A 16922-nucleotide genomic window follows, 5' to 3' on the forward strand; every position below is an offset into this window, starting at 1 on the left:
TCGTGCCGAAAGGCTACCCATCGCTTCCATCCTCTTAACAGCGGTGCCGGGCATGACGACGATCACTCCTCCTCCTTCCCGCATCTACCTGCTGCGCCATGCCAAGTCCGGCTGGGCGGAGCCCGGACAACACGATTTCGATCGGCCTCTCGACAATCAGGGCTTCGCACAGGCCGAGGTCGTTGCCGACAAGGCTGCCGATCGCAACTACCGGCCTGATATTCTTATCAGTTCCACCGCCACGCGATGCCGCCAGACAGCGGACGCGATCCGACGCGCGATCAGCGAGGAGATCGAGCCCGTCTTCATCGACGAACTCTACAACGGCTCGCTCGGCACCTATCTCGCCATCCTTGCAGGCCAGCGGGACAGCGGCTCTGTCATGCTCGTCGGCCACAACCCGACCATGGAAGAGGTCCTGGAAGGGTTGATCGGCGCCGACCAGATGGTGGCGGCAATCCCCGGCGGCTACCCGCCTGCCGGCCTTGCGGTGCTCGATTATCGCGGTTTTGTCGCCGGCTCGGATGCCGCCTGGACACTGACCGACTTCCTGACGGCCTGAACTGGACTCGCGCGACGGCTTTGCGGCCTCGCGACGGCTCCCTATATAGGCGTAAACTCTGGACCCGGAACGACGCCTTGCCGCCTTCGCTTACCAGCTTCTCGGATGACGCGCGCATCGCGCTCGACAATCTCGCCGACCGCGCCTCGGGCCTCGTGCATCCGACGATCAGGCTCGGCGTGACCGGCCTGTCGAGGGCCGGCAAGACCGTGTTCATCTCGTCCCTCGTCCACAATCTGCTGAACGGCGGGCGGCTGCCGCTCTTCGAAGCCATGCGCTCCGGGCGGATCTCGGCGGCGCGGCTCGAACCGCAGCCGGACGACGCCATCCCGCGCTTCCAGTACGAAGACCATATCCAGGCCCTGGTGCGCGACCGCACCTGGCCGGATTCGACCCGCGCGATCTCGGAACTGCGAATCACCCTCGACTACCAGAGTGCCAGCGGTTGGGGCCGGATGTTTTCGCGCGGCCGGCTGTCGATCGACATCGTCGACTATCCCGGGGAATGGCTGCTCGACCTGCCGCTGCTGGCGCAGGATTTTCGCACCTTCAGCGACAATACCGTAACCCTTGCCGGGACCGGCATCCGCGAGGAACTGTCGCGGGAATGGCTCGCCCTCGCAAACGGCATAGATGCGGACGCCCCGGCTGACGAAATGACCGCGAGGCGGTTGTCGGACGCCTTTGCGGGCTACCTCAAGGCCTGCAAGGCGGACGAACGGTCACTTTCGACCCTGCCGCCCGGCCGTTTCCTGATGCCCGGAGATCTCGAAGGCTCGCCGGCGCTGACCTTCGCGCCGCTGCCGAACATGCCCGAGACCAAAGCGCCGAAGGGCTCGTTGCGGGCGATGATGGAGCGCCGCTACGAGGCCTACAAGAACGTCGTGGTCAAGCCGTTCTTCCGCGAGCATTTCGCGCGGCTCGACCGCCAGATCGTACTGATCGACGCGCTGCAGGCGATCAATCGCGGGCCGGAAGCGGTGCAGGATCTCGAACGGGCGCTGACCGACGTGCTCGCCTGTTTCCGTCCCGGCCACAACAGCTTCTTCTCCTCCCTGATCGGCCGCCGGATCGACAAGGTCCTGGTCGCGGCCACCAAGGCGGATCACCTGCACCACGAAAGCCATGACCGCCTGGAACGACTCACCGGCCGGCTGGTCGATCGCGCCGTTCAGCGCATCGGCATGGCCGGCGCCGGCATCGAGGTGATGGCGATCGCATCGGTGCGCGCCACCCGCGAGGCGACCGTCAAGGAAGACAACCACCTCCTCCCGGTCATCGTCGGCACGCCGATTTCCGGCGAGATGATCAATGGCGAGCGCTTCGACGGACTTAAGAAAACTGCTATATTTCCCGGTGACTTGCCGGAAGATCCTGAAGCATTCTTTCAAAAACTCGATTCGGCCGGCGCCGAGCTTCCCGAGATCAATGTGGTGCGCTTCCGCCCTCCGGCGCTGGAGGAGGCGAATGGCGGTCTGAAGCTCTCCGTGCCGCATATCCGGCTCGACCGCGCCATGCAGTTCCTGTTCGGAGACCGCCTCGCATGAGACCGCCCGAATCACCTCAGAACAACAGGCGCAGACCCGCATCGTTCTCGGTCGAAGAGGAGAGCGCGTCCGGAAGCCAGGCCCTGCCTGTCCCTCGCCGCAGCCCGCGCAGCTTCGAGGATGGCGTCGTGGTGACGCCCGACGAAGAGGATCCGTTCGTGACGCCGCCTGAGCTCGCAGCAGAGGCGATCCCGGTCGCCGAGCCCCGGGCGCGCAAAAAATTCTCGTTCGTCAACCTGGCGGCGGCCGCCTTCGGTACCTTCCTGTCGCTCGCCTTCGGCCTGTGGGCCGATAGCGTCGTCCGCGACCTGTTCACCCGCGCCGACTGGCTGGGATATGCGGCACTTACCGCGCTTGCCATCGGGCTCCTCGCCGTCGCCGTGATCGTCGGCCGCGAAATCTTCGGCATGATACGGCTTTCCGCCGTCCAGACGCTGAAGGCCCAGGCGGAAGAGGCAATCCTTTCCCCTCGCCCGGCCGCTGCGCGTACCATCGTCACCACGCTCACCAAGATCCTCAGTCACCGGGCGGAGACCGCCAAGGGGCGCGCCAATCTCGACGCGACGAAGGACGAGATCATCGACGGGCCGCAGCTCATCGAACTGGCCGAACGGGAGCTCCTGGCACCGCTCGACCGCAAGGCCCGGGCGCTCATCCTCGGATCATCCAAACGTGTTTCGATCGTCACCGCCGTCAGCCCGCGCGCCATCGTCGATCTCGCCTATGTGCTTTTCGAAGTGACGCGGCTGATCCGCGCCATGGCCGAGCTTTACGGCGGCAGGCCGGGCACGCTCGGGCTCTTGAGGCTGATGCGGGATGTGATCGCCCATCTCGCCGTCACCGGCTCGATCGCCGTCGGCGACGGTGTCGCGCAACAGGTTCTGGGGCACGGTCTTGCCTCGAAGCTATCCAAGCGTCTGGGCGAAGGCGTGATCAACGGCCTGCTGACCGCGCGAATCGGCATCGCCGCCATGGACCTCTGCCGGCCGCTGCCCTTCCGGGCGGTCAAAAGGCCCGGAATCGGCGATTTTATCTCGGATATCGCGACTATAGGCGGGCGAAAAGATGAACAATAGAGTACCTGACCATGGCTCAGACCGGGTCATCGTCACCACTCGTTAACCATTCCCACCTAAATTACGGGATACTTAAAGTTGCTGCTCGTCAGGGGAAAGTTCATGTATTCGCGCTTCTTTTCGCTTCTCGGCGGGTTCGCCATTCTGACTGTCGCGGCGACCTCCGCCGTGGCGCCGCAGGCCGAGGCCGCTCCGCGCGACAAGGCTTTCTTCCAGTCGGTCGCGGGCGTCTGGAAGGGTCCCGGCGAAATCGTCGCCGGGAAGTACAAGGGCACCAAATTCAACTGCAACCTCACGGGTGCCGCGATCCCGGACAGCAATGTCGGCATCAAGCTCGACGGTACCTGCCGTGTCGGCGTGTTCCAGCAGCCGATGTCCGCCACCATCACCCAGAGCGGCCGCGGTTACACCGGCAAGTTCCTGGATGGCGCCGAGGGCAAGGGGCTGGACATCATTTCCGGTTCGGTCAGCGGCGACAAGGTCGTCATGGGCATCAACCGCAATCAGCTCAACGGCGCGATGGTCGCGAGCCTGCGCGGCGAGAACAAGATGAACATCACCATCTCGATCAAGGTCGAAGAGCAGATGGTTCCGGTGATCGGGCTCAGCCTCGACCGCGACATGGATTCGATCGCCGTCGGCTCGATCCAACAATAAGACACCAAGGGCGCCTCAGGCGCCCTGCCACCAGTCCTGGCTGTCCCGCGCGACCTTGATGCCGGTAATATCGGCTCCACCAAGCCAGTCGCGCACTTTCCTTCCCTTCACCAGAAGATTCGGGGCGATATCGGCAAGCGGCAACATCACGAAGCCGCGGTCGGTCATGCGCGGATGCGGCACTTCCAGTTTTTCGCTTCTCTGTTCCCGCGTCCCATAAGTCAGGATATCGATATCGATGGTGCGTGGTCCCCAACGCTCCAGGCGAACGCGCTTCATGCCGCGCTCTATCGACAAACAGACGTCCAGCAGGTCCTCCGGCTCCAATGAAGTCTCCACCAGGACGCAGCAGTTGAAGAAATCCGCCTGGTCGGTCTTGCCCCAGGGCGGGGTCGAATAGAGTTTCGAGACGGCGAGAACGCGGCAGTCTTCGCGCCCGTCGAGCTGCCTGAGCGCCTCGGCCATCGACGACGGCGGATCGCCGATATTGCCGCCGAGCCCGAGAGCCGCGACCTCGAACGTCATTTCAGGCGAAATGCTCAACACGCACCTCCGCATAGTCCAGGATGCCGGGGATTGGCACGCTCGGCTTGCGCACGGCGATCTCCACCCGGCGGATCTGCGGCGTCCAGGCACAGAGCGCCTTGGCGATTTCCTTGGCGAGCGTCTCGATGAGGTTGCGACGGTGGCCGGTCACCACCTTCTCGACGATTTCGTAGGCAATGCCGTAATGCACCGTGCTCGTGACATCGTCGTTTTCGAGTGCCTCGTCCGCCTCGACGTCCATGATGACATCGATGAAAAAACGCTGGCCGAGCGCGGCCTCCTGCTCGAAAGCGCCATGCTTGGCGTAGAACGCACAGTTCTTCAGCGTGATCGTGTAGGTCGCCATCAAAGGCCCTCTCTTGCGTTGTAAGCGGAGGCTGCGGCGAGAACCGCATCGGCCATCGCCAGCGCATCGCGGTTGGCGGCAACGTTGTGGACGCGGAAGATCGAGGCCCCCGCAAGGCGCAGGATTGCCGTGGTCGCGGCGGTGCCGACGTCGCGTTCGTTCGCCTTCTCGCGTCCCGTCAAGGCGCCGATGAAACGCTTGCGCGAGGTGCCGGCGAGCAGCGGAAAACCAAGCCTATGCAATTCGGCAAAACGCGCCATCAATTCGATGTCGTCGTCTCGGTCCTTGGCAAAGCCGAAGCCGGGATCAAGCACGATCGCTTCTTCGGAAATGCCGGCGCCGCGAGCGATCTCGAGCGATTGCCGCAGGAAAAATTCCTGGTCCGCGATACGATCGGGCCGCTTTTCCTGCTCGCGCCCGCGGCCGGTATGCATGATGCAGACGCCGGCAGATGTTTGGGCGGCAACGGTCGCGATCTCCGGCTCGCGCTGCAGGCCGTGGACATCGTTGATGATATGGGCTCCCGCGGCCATCGCCAGACGGGCGGTTTCGGCGCGGTAGGTATCGATCGAGATCAGCGCATCGGTCTCTGCGGCAAGTTTTTCGATCACCGGCAGGACCCGGTCCTGCTCTTCCGCCGCCGTCACCTCGGCCGCGCCAGGCCTTGTCGATTCGCCGCCGATGTCGAGGATAGCGGCGCCGTCGCTGACGCAGGCAACGGCATGAACCACCGCGGCATCCATGTTTGCGTACCTTCCGCCGTCGGAAAAGGAATCAGGCGTGATGTTGATGATCGCCATAATCTGGCCTTGGCGACCGAGTTCAAGGGCACGGCCCCGCCCGACACGCCAGGTGCTGTTGCGCTGCGATATCACCGGCCGGCCGTCTTTCGAAGGGTAACGCAAAATTTGATGCCTTTGTGTTGCGCTCAGGCTGGCTATGCCCCAAGGTCCCCATAAGTTCAACGTCGCAGGCCATAGAATGTTCTCCATGCGCAGAGTCCGCCGGTTTTTCGGTGTTTTTCTTCTCCTCTGCGTGTTCCCTGTGACGGCCATGGCAGAACCGATCATCAACAAGACCTATTCCTATTTCCGGATCGGCGGCCGCACGGCCGAGGACCTCGACAAGGAACTGGAAAACCGTGGTCCCCTCACCCGCGGCACCGGCCATCGCCATCCCGGCGCCACCGAAATCAAGTTCGGCGGCGACGTCACCTATGTGGAAAAGGGCGGGCGCTGCTCGGTCGGCGGCGCGCGGGTGACACTTCGAACCCATATCATCCTGCCGCGCTGGGGCAATCGCGGCCGTGCCACGGCCGATCTCGGCTTCATCTGGGATACTCTGTCGAAGGACATCAAGCGCCACGAGGAGCGGCATGCGGAAATCGCCCGCAACAACGCGCGCCAACTCGAACGGGAACTGCTTAGCCTCCCCGCCAACAGAACCTGCGATGCGCTGGAAAGACAGGTGGCGGAGACGACCCGCCGTGTTCTTGAGGCGCATGACCGGGAGCAGCTGCGGTTCGACCAGATCGAGGCGGCCAATTTCGACGCGCGGATGATGCGGCTGTTGCAGTACCGCATGAAGCGACCCGGCAATTAATCCGCTTTTGGGGGAGGTGAATCAGCCCCACCAACCGTCACCGAGCTTTTGCGAGGCTTGCGCTACCCCCCGTCAATGACGGGTGATTTATGGTGATAGTCTAAAATACGAATCTCGGATACAACCTAGGACATAGCTTATCTACCAACGCTCCGAAAAACGAAGCAAACGAGGTAGATAGCCGCAAGATCCAGCGTGCCCTTCCGGTCTCTGACCGACGTATCGCACGCAGTTGCTTCAGGTGTTCCTGAATTTTGGTTCCCTGTGTTTTTAGTTCCCCGTGTTTTTAGTTCTCCTGGCGCGTCTTCAAGCCGCAGGTGTTTCCTCCCTCCCCTGCCGGTGATGCGCCCGACTTGCCTCGCTTGCCCTTTGTGCGGAGCGAGGCTTTTTTTTGCCTGGAAACAGGAAAGCGGGAAATGAGGATCAGTCAGGCCTGTTGGTCAGGCCTGACGCTCTGGCACGTTGACCACGAGCCCGTCGAGATCCGCCTTGATCTTGATCTGACAGGAAAGGCGCGAGTTCGGCTTCACCTCGAAGGCGAAGTCGAGCATGTCTTCCTCCATGGGCGCCGGCGGGCCGACCTTTTCGGTCCAGGCCTCGTCGACATAGACATGACAGGTGGCGCAGGCGCAGGCGCCGCCGCATTCGGCCTCGATGCCGGGGACGGAATTGCGAACCGCATTCTCCATAACGGTGGAGCCTGGCTCGGCTTCGATATCGAAGCGTGTTCCGTCAAAGGCAACGATGGTCAGTTTCGTCATGATAGGGAAATCCGGGATGTTGAAGGGTCAGGGCAGATTATTTAAGCGCGCTGTCTTCCGATAAAACCCCGGCGCAGTCAACATTTTCGGGCGCCGCCGGCTATTCCATCGGCGCCGTGCGGAGCTGATTCGCCGAATCGCTTCAGCGGCAGAGCTTGTTGATGAAGTTTTCGGCCTCGACGACGGCGGCAGCGACCGCAGCCCGCAACGAAGCGTCGGAGCCATTGTCCTCGACGCGCTCGGCAGCGGCCGAAACCTTGAAAGCGCCGACAGCACCGGCAGCACCCTTCAGGCGATGCGCGGCCGCCATGACCTGGGCGGTATCGGCGTTCGCCATGTCATGGAGTGCGCGGCGCGCCTGGCGTGCGAACATCTGGAGCACTTCGACTTCCAGGTTCTTGTCGCCCATGGTCTGGGTCGCGAGATGGACGAGATCGATCGGACGGGACTGAGAAGGGCAACCGCCCCTCAACGTTTCTGGAGCTTCGAACGCGATACTGACCGCTGCCATTGCCATGAACCTGTTTTCCCTGTTGTTCTTCTGATAATGTCCCGAATTGTGCGGGCCAATCGCAGCTATCCCGTTAAATTCCGGCACAATCTGGGCCGGTTTCTTCCGGCATGGTTAATTTCTGCTAAGCTCCCGGGATTTTAGGAGTTTTGCATCTTCACATGGTTTAAATTCTGTTAACAACATTCCACGGCATCGTTCGAAGGCAGGCGTCATAATTGTGCAGGGTGGCCGAATGTGCCACTACAATACGCCTAAGGTGGCGAGGAATATCGTCCTTTTGCCCCGGATGGTAGGTTGGTAAGCTTTCATTATCATCCGTTTGAAAGAACGGCCATCCGACTTGAAAATGAATAGGAAACTGGAATTCCGCTTTGTGGGTGGAGAGTTTCCGGCAGGCAGCGTTCCATCTGTCGGTCTGCGGGCGGCAGCGCGTCAGATGGGATTTGCCGGGCGAGTATGTAACGAGGCGTAACCGCATGGCAAAGAACCCTAGCAGCGAGTCGATCGATGAGACGGCGTTCCAGGCGTTGGAAGATGCCCTAAAAATCAACTTCAACGATGATCAGTCGCGCCCTAGATCAGTGCCCCATGCCTCGGAGGCAAGAGTGTCAGACACTAACAAACCGCGTCAGACCCAGTACCAGGACGATGCCGCCGAATCATACAGATCGGCAGCCACCGAAACCGCCGCCAAGTCTCCCACATTCCAGCCCGCCAACGATGCGGGCAAGCGCAGTTCGACGGCGATCCTGCGGACGCTGGAAGGCGGCGCGATGCGCTCGTCGATCCGCAATGCGGTGATCGTCTCGATCCTCTGGGCAATCGGCGGCATCGCGCTCGGGCAGATGATCTACGGCAACCAGCTCTGGCAGATCACCTCGGTCGAAGGCGTTCTCGCCGCTCCCGGTATCGTCGCGCTCGCGGTCTGCATCCTCATTCCCATCATGCTGTTCTTCGCCTTTGCGATCATGATGGCCCGCGCCCAGGACTTGAGAACCGCCGCCCGTTCGATGGCCGAGGTGGCGCTTCGCCTGTCCGATCCGGAAACCGTCGCCTCCGAGCGAATCATGAGCGTCGGCCAGGCCGTGCGCCGCGAAGTCTCGGCAATGAACGAAGGCATCGAGCGCACCATCGCCCGCGCTGCCGAACTCGAGACGCTGGTCCATTCGGAAGTGAATGCGCTGGAGCGGAGCTTCACCGACAACGAATTGCGCGTTCGTGGCCTTGTCCACGAACTCGGCGCCGAACGCGACGCGATTGTCAACCACGCCGAGCGCATTCGCTCGTCGATCGTCGGAGCCCACGATCAGCTCAAGGAAGAGCTGTCGCTTGCGACCGAAGAAATCTCCATTCGCCTGGCGACATCCGGCGAAGCCTTTGCCTCGATGATCGAGACGCGCGGCGCGGCGCTGATGGAGAAGTCCAACGCCGCCGGCGAAGCACTCGGAAGCTTGCTGACCACAAAGACCGAAAACCTGCTGCAGACGCTCAACTCCTCCGGCTTCGCGCTGGCTCACGAGTTCGACGAGCGGATGGATGCGATCAACACCGTGCTCTCGCAGCGCGGCCAGGAGCTTCTCAACGAATTCCAGACGCGCGCCTCCTCGCTCGACGCCAATACCGAAAGGCTCAACGCAGCGCTCGCAGACCGCACCCGCCAGCTGAACGAGACGCTGCTTGCCAGGACCCGCGAGATCACCGACGGGCTTGCCGAAAGCGAACAGACGCTCACCGGTTCGCTCGGCGGCATCCTTGCGGCACTCAACAGTTCGCTCGAAGAAAAGAGCTCTTCATTCCGCCAGAGCCTGCAAAGCACCGTCGAAGACGTGGTCCTCGACCTCGACATGCGCTCCGGCTTCTTCGAAGAACGCCTGCAGACGACCGTCGGCCTGCTCAGCACGACCTTCGACGACAGCATTTCGCAATTCACCTCCGCCTTCGACCAGCGTGCAGGCACGCTCGACAGCAAGCTGATGGACAGCCTCGCCCGCATCAACGAGACGGTGGCAAGCGGTTCGGATGCGATTGAAAACATCCTCTCGTCCAGCGTCGAGCGCATCAGTTCCTCGCTGACCGACCAGTCGCTCGCGCTTGAGACGACGCTCGGCACCGGCCAGGAAATGCTGGATGCCATGCTCGGAAGCCGTTCGCGCGAACTGTCCGACGCATTGTCGGCCCGCAGCACCGAAATTCAGGATACGCTGGCCTCCCGCGCTACCGAGATCCAGGATGCGCTCGTGACGCACACGGGCGAACTCCAGGAGGTCCTCGGATCGAGGACCAGCCAGCTTCGGGATGTACTCGGGACACGCACCAGCGAACTCCAGTCCGTGCTCGTCTCGCGCACCGAGGAACTTCAGGAAGCCCTTGAAGCACGCACCAGCGAATTCCAGGACGTGATCGCCACGCGCACCGGCGCACTCCACGAAACACTGGAAACACGCACCACCGAACTCCAGGACGTGTTGACGACGCGCACCAGCGAACTCCAGGGCGTGCTCGCCTCGGGTACAGGGGAACTGCACGGAGTGCTCGGAACGGGCACCACCGAGCTTCAGGATGCGCTTGCATTGCGCACCGGCGAACTCAAGGACGTGTTTGCATCCGGCACCGGCGAACTTCACGCAGGCTTTGCCAGCGCGCGTCAGGACATCGAAACAACGATCGCCGACCGCAGCAGCAGCCTTCTCAGCACGCTTTCGGAAAACCAGGCGAAGTTCGAACAGAGCCTGGCCATCCGTTCGGGCGCCATTGTCGCTGCCCTTTCCGGCAGCCACGATCATCTGACAGAGGTGCTGAGCCAAAAGTCCAGCGCGATCGAAACGCTGATGTCCGGCGCGCCGGAGCGGCTCGCCGGCATGTTCGACGAAAAGTCGGAGCACATCTCCCGCACGCTCATTGCCAGCGAGCAGCGGCTCGGTGACGAGCTGGGTCGGCGCGCTTCCGAAATGCAGACGTCGCTCGATGCCAATCGCGAGCGGCTTTCCGAAATCCTCGAAGACAAGTCGATGGAGATCGCCACCTCCTTCGCGCTCGGCGAAGATCGCCTCGCCGGCATGCTCGAAGAGAAATCGGACTCCATCACGCGCGCACTTTCGGAAACCGAACAGCGCATGAGCGGAGACCTGGCCCGCCGCACTTCGGAAATCAACGAGGCGCTGAGCGTAAACCGGGACAGGCTCGCGGAAATCCTCGACGACAAGTCGATGGAGATCGCCACCTCCTTCGCGCTCGGCGAAGACCGCCTCGCCGGCATGCTGGACGAAAAGTCGACGGCAATCGCCAACACCTTCATCGATGCCGACGTCCGCATCGAGCAATCCTTCGCGGACCGGGCGGAAGCGATACGCAACGCCTATGCCGACAATCAGCTCAATCTCGACCTGTCGCTCGAAACCCGGACGGCCGAGCTCGCACGCCTCCTCGAAAGCGGCGGCGAACGCCTCGAACAGACCGTCGGCGGTGCAAGCAGCCGCATCGAAACGGCGCTCGCAACCGGCGCCCAGCGTTTCGAAACGGGCATGGCGGACGGACTGGAGCGCGTCGAAGCCGTGCTCGGCTCGACGCAGGAGCGCATTGCTGCAACCATCGGCCTTGGCCATCAGCAGCTCGAAACGACGCTCGGCTCCGGCTACGAGCAGATTCGTGATACTCTCCAAGAGCGCACCCACTCGATTGCCAGCACGCTCGGCGACGCACAAAGCCGGATCGGCTCGCTGATGGAAGATCAGGTGACGTCGCTTGGCACCTCGATTGCCGCAAGTGCCGGAATGCTGGAAATGTCGCTCGAAACCCAGCAGACTGCCCTACGCGACGCGATCGATACGGCAGGCCAGTCTCTCGAAGAACGTCTGCGCGACAATGTCGGCACGCTTGCCGAGCGGCTTTCCGACGCCGCCGGCGAGATCGGCCGCTCGGCCGACGCCTTCTCCAACCGCATCCGCCAAACCGTCGGTGGTGTCCAGGAGGCACTCGAGGAAACCGGCGGCCGCATCGAATCGACCTTCGGCGGGCTCGAAGGCCGGATCCGGGGCGAGATCCTCGAAGCGGCTCAGCTCGTCGACGAGGCCGGCGTCAATCTTTCCAGCACGCTCACCAACCGCACGGCCGACCTGGAACGTGTCGCCGCCGAGGCTTCTGACCGCATCACCGAGACCATGGACGGCCGCACCGCCCGTATCGAGGAGCGCCTCGGCACGATCGACCGCGCACTGACGATCGGCCTCGACAACGTCACCAAGACCATCGAAAGCAAGGCCGTCGGCCTCGCCTCGACACTGCGCGAAGCGGTCGGTGCCGCGGCCCAGAGCATGGACAGCGAAGCCACCCGCTCCGCCGAAGTGCTGGCGCGTGCCGGTGCGGAATTCACCGAGGAACTCACCAACCGCAACGCCGAATTCACCAAGGCGATCGAGGAACGTTCGACCCAGATCGTCGGCCGGATTTCGGAAACCCAGAACCGGCTTGCCGGCCAGGCGGCAACCGTAGCGCTTGCCTTCTCGGAAGCCGGCAATGCGATCGTCCACAAGGTCGCGGAGGCCGACAGCCTGGTGAAACGCCAGGTGACGGCAATCTCGGAGGCGCTGGACGAGGCGCAAAAGGCGCTCGACTCGCGCGGCGACGGCATCCGCGCCACGCTCGCCGATACCGCAAGCCAGCTCGACACCGCCATGGACGCCGTCGATCGGGCACTCGCGGCCCGCGGCGACGCCATCCACACGGCCCTCGATGACCGTGCACGCGATCTGAACTCCATGCTTGCCGGCCGCTCGGCGGAACTGGCGCGCCTTCTCGATGAGAAGGCAAAGCCCATGGTCGAGGAATATGCCGCGACCGGCCGCACCGCCATCGAGCAGATGACGACCGCTGCCCAGCAGGGTGCGGAGCGGCTCTCGGCCGTGGCGCAAGAAACGACGGCACGGCTGTCCTCTGCCGCAGACGAGACGACCGCGCGGCTTTCTTCCGCCACGGAAGAATCGACGGCACGCATCCGCAATGAGAACTCCGCGCTCGTCGATGCGATCGCCGCGCGGACCAACGAGACGCTCGCCGCCATCACCCAGCGGACCGAAAGTGCCGCCGGCACCATGCGTCACGTCGAACAGGGCCTGTCGTTCAGCGTCAACAGCCTCATCGACAAGCTGGCGGAAAGCAATTCGAATATTTCCGCGATGGTCCAGGAGACAGCGAAGGAACTCGGCAGTACCGCCGATGCCGTCGCCCACCACCTTTCGGAAGCCGATCGCAAGCTCAGCGTCACGGCCAACCGGTTCGTTCAGTCGGCAACCAACTCCGCCGATATCGTTTCCGGCTCGACCCGCATGCTCGAAGACAATATCGGGCGGATGTCGGACGTCTTCGGCAATACACTCGAGCAAGTCAGCAGCCTCGTCGGCCGTTTCGACGACCACTCAAGGGTGCTTGTCGAAGCATCCGAGCTCCTCGGCGCAGCACAGTCCAACCTCGTCAGCACGCTGGACGAACGCCAGAACGCGCTTCGCATCCTGTCGACCGGCCTGGTCAAGCGCTCCGAGGAAATCGAGACGACGATGCGCAGCCTGACGACCCTCGTCGACGGCGCTTTCGAACGGGCGGAAGAACGTTCGCTGCAGGTCGGCTCGCGGCTTCGCGAAAGCCTGCACGCCTCGTTTGCCGATATCGGCCGGACGCTCGGGGAAACCCAGCATCGCGCCGAAGTGACAGCCGATGCGATGCGCGAAGCGCTGATCAGTGCCGGCAGCGACGCCAACCACGCCATCGAGACGACGCTGGCGGACGCCGAGAGGCGCACCCGCGATCTTTCCGAGCGGATGCGCGGCAGCATTTCGCAGTCGCTGAGCGACGTCGAGCAGCTTCTCTCTGATGCGACCAGCCGCTCCGGCAGCGCCGCCGAACAGCTGCGCGATACGCTCAGGGAATCGGTCGAGGAAGCCATCAACCGCTTCGCCGGCGCGACCGACGAAATCCGCCGCTCGGCGCAGGATATCCGCCGCGAGCTGGATACGACCCGCACCGAACTCAAGCGCGGCGCGTTCGACCTGCCGGAAGAAGCCAAGGAAAGCGCAGCCGCGATGCGGCGTGCCGTCGCCGAGCAGATCAAGGCGTTGCAGGACATCTCGGCGCTGGTCGGGCGTTCGACCCAGAATTTCGAGATTTCCGAAGCTTCGGCACCGCGCCAGGCACCTGCTTCCGTTCCGCAGCCGGCCCCTGCCCGCCCGCAACCGCAGCCCGCAGCCGCGGCCATCCCGCAGCCGGCTCCGCCTGCACCCCGCAACGATCCGTATGCCGGAAACGCGCTGCGCGGCACGCTGCCGCTCGATCGGCAGGCGCCCGTTGCCCGCGCACCGGAGCCGCGCGGCACCGACGGCGGCTGGATCAGCGACCTGTTGCGCGGCGCATCGCGCGACGAGGTGACGGATACCCCGGCGGCACCCCGCCAGCAGCCACAGCCGGCACCGCGTGCCGCCGAACCGGCCCCCGCTCCACGCGGCGGCAATGGCGACAACCGCAACCCGCGCCATATGGTGGAATCGCTGAACTCGCTGTCGGTCGATATCGCCCGCGCCATCGACCACGACGCATCGGTCGACCTGTGGCGGCGTTACCAGCGCGGCGAGCGTGACGTCTTCACCCGTCGCCTCTACACGCTGAAGGGCCAGCAGACTTTCGACGAGATCAAGCGCAAGTACGACCGCGAGCCGGAATTCCGCACCGCCGTCGACCGCTATATCGCCGATTTCGAAAAGCTGCTCGCCGACGTCGCCCGCACCGACCGCGACAAGACTGTCACCCAGAGCTACCTCACCTCGGATACGGGCAAGGTCTACACGATGCTGGCCCACGCCGCCGGCCGGTTCAACTAAGAGCCGGATCGGAACAGCCGATAACTTAAAAGCCGCCTTTCGGGGCGGCTTTTTTGTTTGGAGCTAACGAAGTCTGGATCAGCGATTGATGTCGAGGAATGGCAAAGGCAGGCCGGATTTCCAGCCTCCTGGCAAAAAAGACATGCAAGGCTCCCGGAGGAGGCCTTCATGACCCGCCTTCGATCACAGAGCTTTGCCACTTGGCACCGATAGCATCGGCATGGACAAGCCACGGATGATGCTGCGAAGAGGTCTTCCTCTTTCGCACATTCATAAGAACGATTTTGCGGGATTGGACGCCGTCACTCGTCGCGTCGATCCGACGAGACAGGCGTCCCCGTCGGCGGTGTACTGGATCAAGTAGGGCCGGCCCGTGGAACTCAGAATATCCGCGAACCTGACTTTAGCCGTTGATGCCTCACATCGACTTCAGCGACCAGTCGACGATCTGGGCGCCGACCTTGGCGAAAGCGCGGTCCAGCGCCTCGATGAAATCGCGGTTCTCGGCGCCAGAGACCGGAGCGGTCGCCTTGAACACGCTCTGGGCGCGCACCGTGCCGTTGCGGTCATTGAGGATTTTTGCCGAGATCTCGACATTGGCGAGACGCGGGCTGCCGGCGGTGACCTCGAAGGCGCGGATATCGGTGACGACCTGGTAGTCGATCGCAAGGCCCTGCCCCGGCTTGCCGACGCCGCCGAGGCGGCCGGAGTTTTCGAAGGCTTCGACCAGCTTCGACTGAACGAGCGCCGGCAGGCGGTCGCCCCAGCGGGAATCGGCGAGATACTGGATTTCGGACGGCGAGACGCGCACCACGACCTGTTCGCTGTTGAGCAATTTCAGCGCCGTCGGTTCGGGCACGAGGATCTGCCGGTTGCGGGCGGAAACGCCCTGGCCGGACGGCGTAATCGACAGGTCGAACGTATCGTTGTTCGCCTTGCTGCCGCAACCGCTCAGCAGCGCCGCCACGAGCGGCAGCGCGAGCAGAACCGAGCCGCGGGCCGCCGCACGTCGCATCAAGAACCCAGAACCGGTCATCAAACCCCACTCTCCAACACTGGAAACGCCCAGCTTACCGCCGCGTCCTGCCGTCATATTCTTTCACCGTCTCGCCGCCGAAGATCAGCCGCTGCGGATTCTGGTCGAAATTGGTGATCGTCTGGTCGAGCGACTGCACCGTGCGGCGCGCGTCGTTGACCAGCGTCTGGATATCCCTCAGGCCGCTTGCCGAAAAGCGCGACAGATTGTCGGCGATCGGGCCGACCCGAGCATTGATGTTGTCGGCCACGGTGCGGAAGGATTCGAGCGTCTTGCGCGCCTCGGCGAACAGGCCTTGCGAATCGTCGCTCGAAACAAGCCCGTCCACCTTGGCGAGAATGCCGTCGACACGGCTCGAAGCATCGTTGAGCTTCTTGGCCAGATCGGTGAAATCGCCGATCGCGCGGTCGATATCGTCCTTGCGATGGGCGAAATTGTCGACAACGCTGCGGGCCGAGCCGATGGTCTGGCGGGCATCCTCGGAGGCGGCGGTGATATTGCGGATCGTCGTCGCGACCTGATCGGTATTGACGGCACTCAGCACGCCATCGGCACGCCTCAAAAGGGTCTGGGCGTCCGAACCCACCTTTTCGAGGTTGGCGGCAGCATTCCTGACATTGATCACCACGTCGTCAAATTTATCCGAGGCGATGGCGACATTGCGGGTGGCGCGCTCGGTATTGGAGACAACGGCGTTGATCTTTTCCGCGTCGATCGCCTTCACCAGCCGTTCGGCTGCGGCAAGGGTGGAGTTGAGCGTTCCGGAGACCCGGTCGATCGTCGCTGAGAGCGTCGAGAGGCTGTTCAGGAACTTGTCGATGCTGTCGGAATTCTGGGCGAGCGCCGAGGTGAAGGTTTCCACATTGCGGATGGTCTGGGTCAGCGGACCGCGCGCATCGGCGACAAAGCCCTGGATATCGCCAATCGCCGCGTCGGCGCGGTCGAGGATCTTGTCGGCGGTGGCGAGCAGGTTGGTGACGCTCGATTGCTCGGCGATCAGCACGGCCGGCCGGCCGTTCTCGATCGATTTCTGGAGGATGTTCTCTTCGCCCTTGGCGCCGCCGGAAAGCTCGATATAGGCAGCCCCCGTCAGGCCCTGCACTTCGAGTGCTGCCTGCGTGGACTGATAGACCGGCGCATCGGCGCGCACTTCGGTGAAGGCGATCGAATAACGGGGATCGTCCGGGTCGATGGTGAGGCTGCGCACCGAACCGACCGGAATGCCGTTGAAGCGAACCGGAGAGCCGACCGACAAGCCGTTCGCCGAGCCCGGGATGCGGATCGCCAGTTCGGCCGTCGGTCCACCGCGGCCGGATTGCGCCATCCAGTAGACGAAGCCGAACGCGGCAGCGATCACCAGTAAGGTGAAGAAACCGACAAGGGCGTAGTTGGCTCTGGTTTCCATAGATCAG

13 protein-coding genes are annotated in these 16922 nt (G+C 63.2%); 6 read left to right on the forward strand and 7 right to left on the reverse strand.

Features of this window, described 5'->3' with window-relative positions; all coding sequences use genetic code 11:
- Window positions 1–52 precede the first annotated feature (52 nt).
- From ABCW43_RS01390 to ABCW43_RS01405, 4 genes are all read left to right on the forward strand, one after another.
- On the forward strand, window positions 53–562 hold the full coding sequence (locus tag ABCW43_RS01390; protein WP_345921793.1) for a SixA phosphatase family protein: 510 nt from the start codon (window positions 53–55) through the stop codon (window positions 560–562).
- A gap of 77 nt (window positions 563–639) precedes the next feature.
- Window positions 640–2109, forward strand: coding sequence for a YcjX family GTP-binding protein (locus tag ABCW43_RS01395; RefSeq protein WP_345921794.1), 1470 nt, complete (start codon window positions 640–642; stop codon window positions 2107–2109).
- Complete coding sequence (locus ABCW43_RS01400) at window positions 2106–3185, forward strand: YcjF family protein (RefSeq protein WP_345921795.1); 1080 nt, start codon at window positions 2106–2108, stop codon at window positions 3183–3185. The genes ABCW43_RS01395 and ABCW43_RS01400 overlap by 4 nt, the downstream gene beginning before the upstream one ends.
- 102 nt (window positions 3186–3287) lie before the next feature.
- Window positions 3288–3842: a hypothetical protein gene (locus ABCW43_RS01405; protein WP_345921796.1), complete on the forward strand. Its 555-nt coding sequence runs from the start codon at window positions 3288–3290 to the stop codon at window positions 3840–3842.
- 15 nt (window positions 3843–3857) lie between these two features.
- Here ABCW43_RS01405 and folK read toward each other — a convergent pair whose 3' ends face one another.
- From folK to folP, 3 genes are read right to left on the reverse strand one after another with little or no spacing between them, the layout of a single operon-like run.
- A complete protein-coding gene (folK, locus tag ABCW43_RS01410) occupies window positions 3858–4367 on the reverse strand; it encodes a 2-amino-4-hydroxy-6-hydroxymethyldihydropteridine diphosphokinase (RefSeq protein WP_345923289.1) in 510 nt (169 codons plus the stop codon).
- Between the two features lies 1 nt (window position 4368).
- Complete coding sequence (folB, locus tag ABCW43_RS01415) at window positions 4369–4734, reverse strand: dihydroneopterin aldolase (RefSeq protein WP_345921797.1); 366 nt, start codon at window positions 4732–4734, stop codon at window positions 4369–4371.
- A complete protein-coding gene (gene folP, locus ABCW43_RS01420; RefSeq protein WP_445738879.1) occupies window positions 4734–5534 on the reverse strand; it encodes a dihydropteroate synthase in 801 nt (266 codons plus the stop codon). The genes folB and folP overlap by 1 nt, the downstream gene beginning before the upstream one ends.
- Window positions 5535–5715: 181 nt before the next feature.
- Between folP and ABCW43_RS01425 the strand changes: the two genes are divergently transcribed.
- Window positions 5716–6336 (forward strand): DUF922 domain-containing Zn-dependent protease, encoded by a 621-nt coding sequence (locus ABCW43_RS01425; protein ID WP_445738880.1) that lies wholly within the window; start codon window positions 5716–5718, stop codon window positions 6334–6336.
- A 440-nt stretch (window positions 6337–6776) separates the two neighbouring features.
- Here the strand turns inward: ABCW43_RS01425 and ABCW43_RS01430 are convergent, their stop codons facing one another.
- Both ABCW43_RS01430 and ABCW43_RS01435 read right to left on the reverse strand, forming a co-directional pair.
- Window positions 6777–7097, reverse strand: coding sequence for a 2Fe-2S iron-sulfur cluster-binding protein (locus tag ABCW43_RS01430; protein WP_046640358.1), 321 nt, complete (start codon window positions 7095–7097; stop codon window positions 6777–6779).
- A 142-nt stretch (window positions 7098–7239) separates the two neighbouring features.
- On the reverse strand, window positions 7240–7608 hold the full coding sequence (locus ABCW43_RS01435; RefSeq protein ID WP_445738911.1) for an Hpt domain-containing protein: 369 nt from the start codon (window positions 7606–7608) through the stop codon (window positions 7240–7242).
- Window positions 7609–8087: 479 nt separating this feature from the next.
- On the opposite strand from ABCW43_RS01435, the gene ABCW43_RS01440 reads away from it, so the two are divergent.
- Window positions 8088–14474 carry an apolipoprotein A-IV repeat region-like domain-containing protein gene (locus ABCW43_RS01440; protein ID WP_445738881.1) on the forward strand — a complete coding sequence of 2129 codons (6387 nt, stop codon included), beginning with the start codon at window positions 8088–8090 and terminating at the stop codon, window positions 14472–14474.
- A gap of 418 nt (window positions 14475–14892) precedes the next feature.
- On the opposite strand, the gene ABCW43_RS01445 is transcribed toward ABCW43_RS01440, so the two are convergent.
- Window positions 14893–15510, reverse strand: coding sequence for an ABC-type transport auxiliary lipoprotein family protein (locus tag ABCW43_RS01445; protein ID WP_345921802.1), 618 nt, complete (start codon window positions 15508–15510; stop codon window positions 14893–14895).
- Window positions 15511–15544: 34 nt separating this feature from the next.
- Window positions 15545–16915 carry an MlaD family protein gene (locus tag ABCW43_RS01450; protein WP_345921803.1) on the reverse strand — a complete coding sequence of 457 codons (1371 nt, stop codon included), beginning with the start codon at window positions 16913–16915 and terminating at the stop codon, window positions 15545–15547.
- Window positions 16916–16922 lie beyond the last annotated feature (7 nt).

This window comes from Neorhizobium tunisiense (genome assembly GCF_039631515.1).
Lineage (GTDB): Bacteria > Pseudomonadota > Alphaproteobacteria > Rhizobiales > Rhizobiaceae > Neorhizobium.

What these genes read in the sequence shown, in the direction of transcription:
- ABCW43_RS01430 (WP_046640358.1), bottom strand. Translation starts at nt 7,097, where the DNA reads ATGACGAAACTGACCATCGTTGCCTTTGACGGAACACGCTTCGATATC.
- ABCW43_RS01450 (WP_345921803.1), bottom strand. Translation starts at nt 16,915, where the DNA reads ATGGAAACCAGAGCCAACTACGCCCTTGTCGGTTTCTTCACCTTACTG.
- ABCW43_RS01400 (WP_345921795.1), top strand. Translation starts at nt 2,106, where the DNA reads ATGAGACCGCCCGAATCACCTCAGAACAACAGGCGCAGACCCGCATCG.
- folP (WP_445738879.1), bottom strand. Translation starts at nt 5,534, where the DNA reads ATGGCGATCATCAACATCACGCCTGATTCCTTTTCCGACGGCGGAAGG.
- ABCW43_RS01425 (WP_445738880.1), top strand. Translation starts at nt 5,716, where the DNA reads ATGTTCTCCATGCGCAGAGTCCGCCGGTTTTTCGGTGTTTTTCTTCTC.
- ABCW43_RS01445 (WP_345921802.1), bottom strand. Translation starts at nt 15,510, where the DNA reads ATGACCGGTTCTGGGTTCTTGATGCGACGTGCGGCGGCCCGCGGCTCG.
- ABCW43_RS01435 (WP_445738911.1), bottom strand. Translation starts at nt 7,608, where the DNA reads ATGGCAGCGGTCAGTATCGCGTTCGAAGCTCCAGAAACGTTGAGGGGC.
- ABCW43_RS01405 (WP_345921796.1), top strand. Translation starts at nt 3,288, where the DNA reads ATGTATTCGCGCTTCTTTTCGCTTCTCGGCGGGTTCGCCATTCTGACT.
- ABCW43_RS01440 (WP_445738881.1), top strand. Translation starts at nt 8,088, where the DNA reads ATGGCAAAGAACCCTAGCAGCGAGTCGATCGATGAGACGGCGTTCCAG.
- folK (WP_345923289.1), bottom strand. Translation starts at nt 4,367, where the DNA reads ATGACGTTCGAGGTCGCGGCTCTCGGGCTCGGCGGCAATATCGGCGAT.
- ABCW43_RS01390 (WP_345921793.1), top strand. Translation starts at nt 53, where the DNA reads ATGACGACGATCACTCCTCCTCCTTCCCGCATCTACCTGCTGCGCCAT.
- folB (WP_345921797.1), bottom strand. Translation starts at nt 4,734, where the DNA reads ATGGCGACCTACACGATCACGCTGAAGAACTGTGCGTTCTACGCCAAG.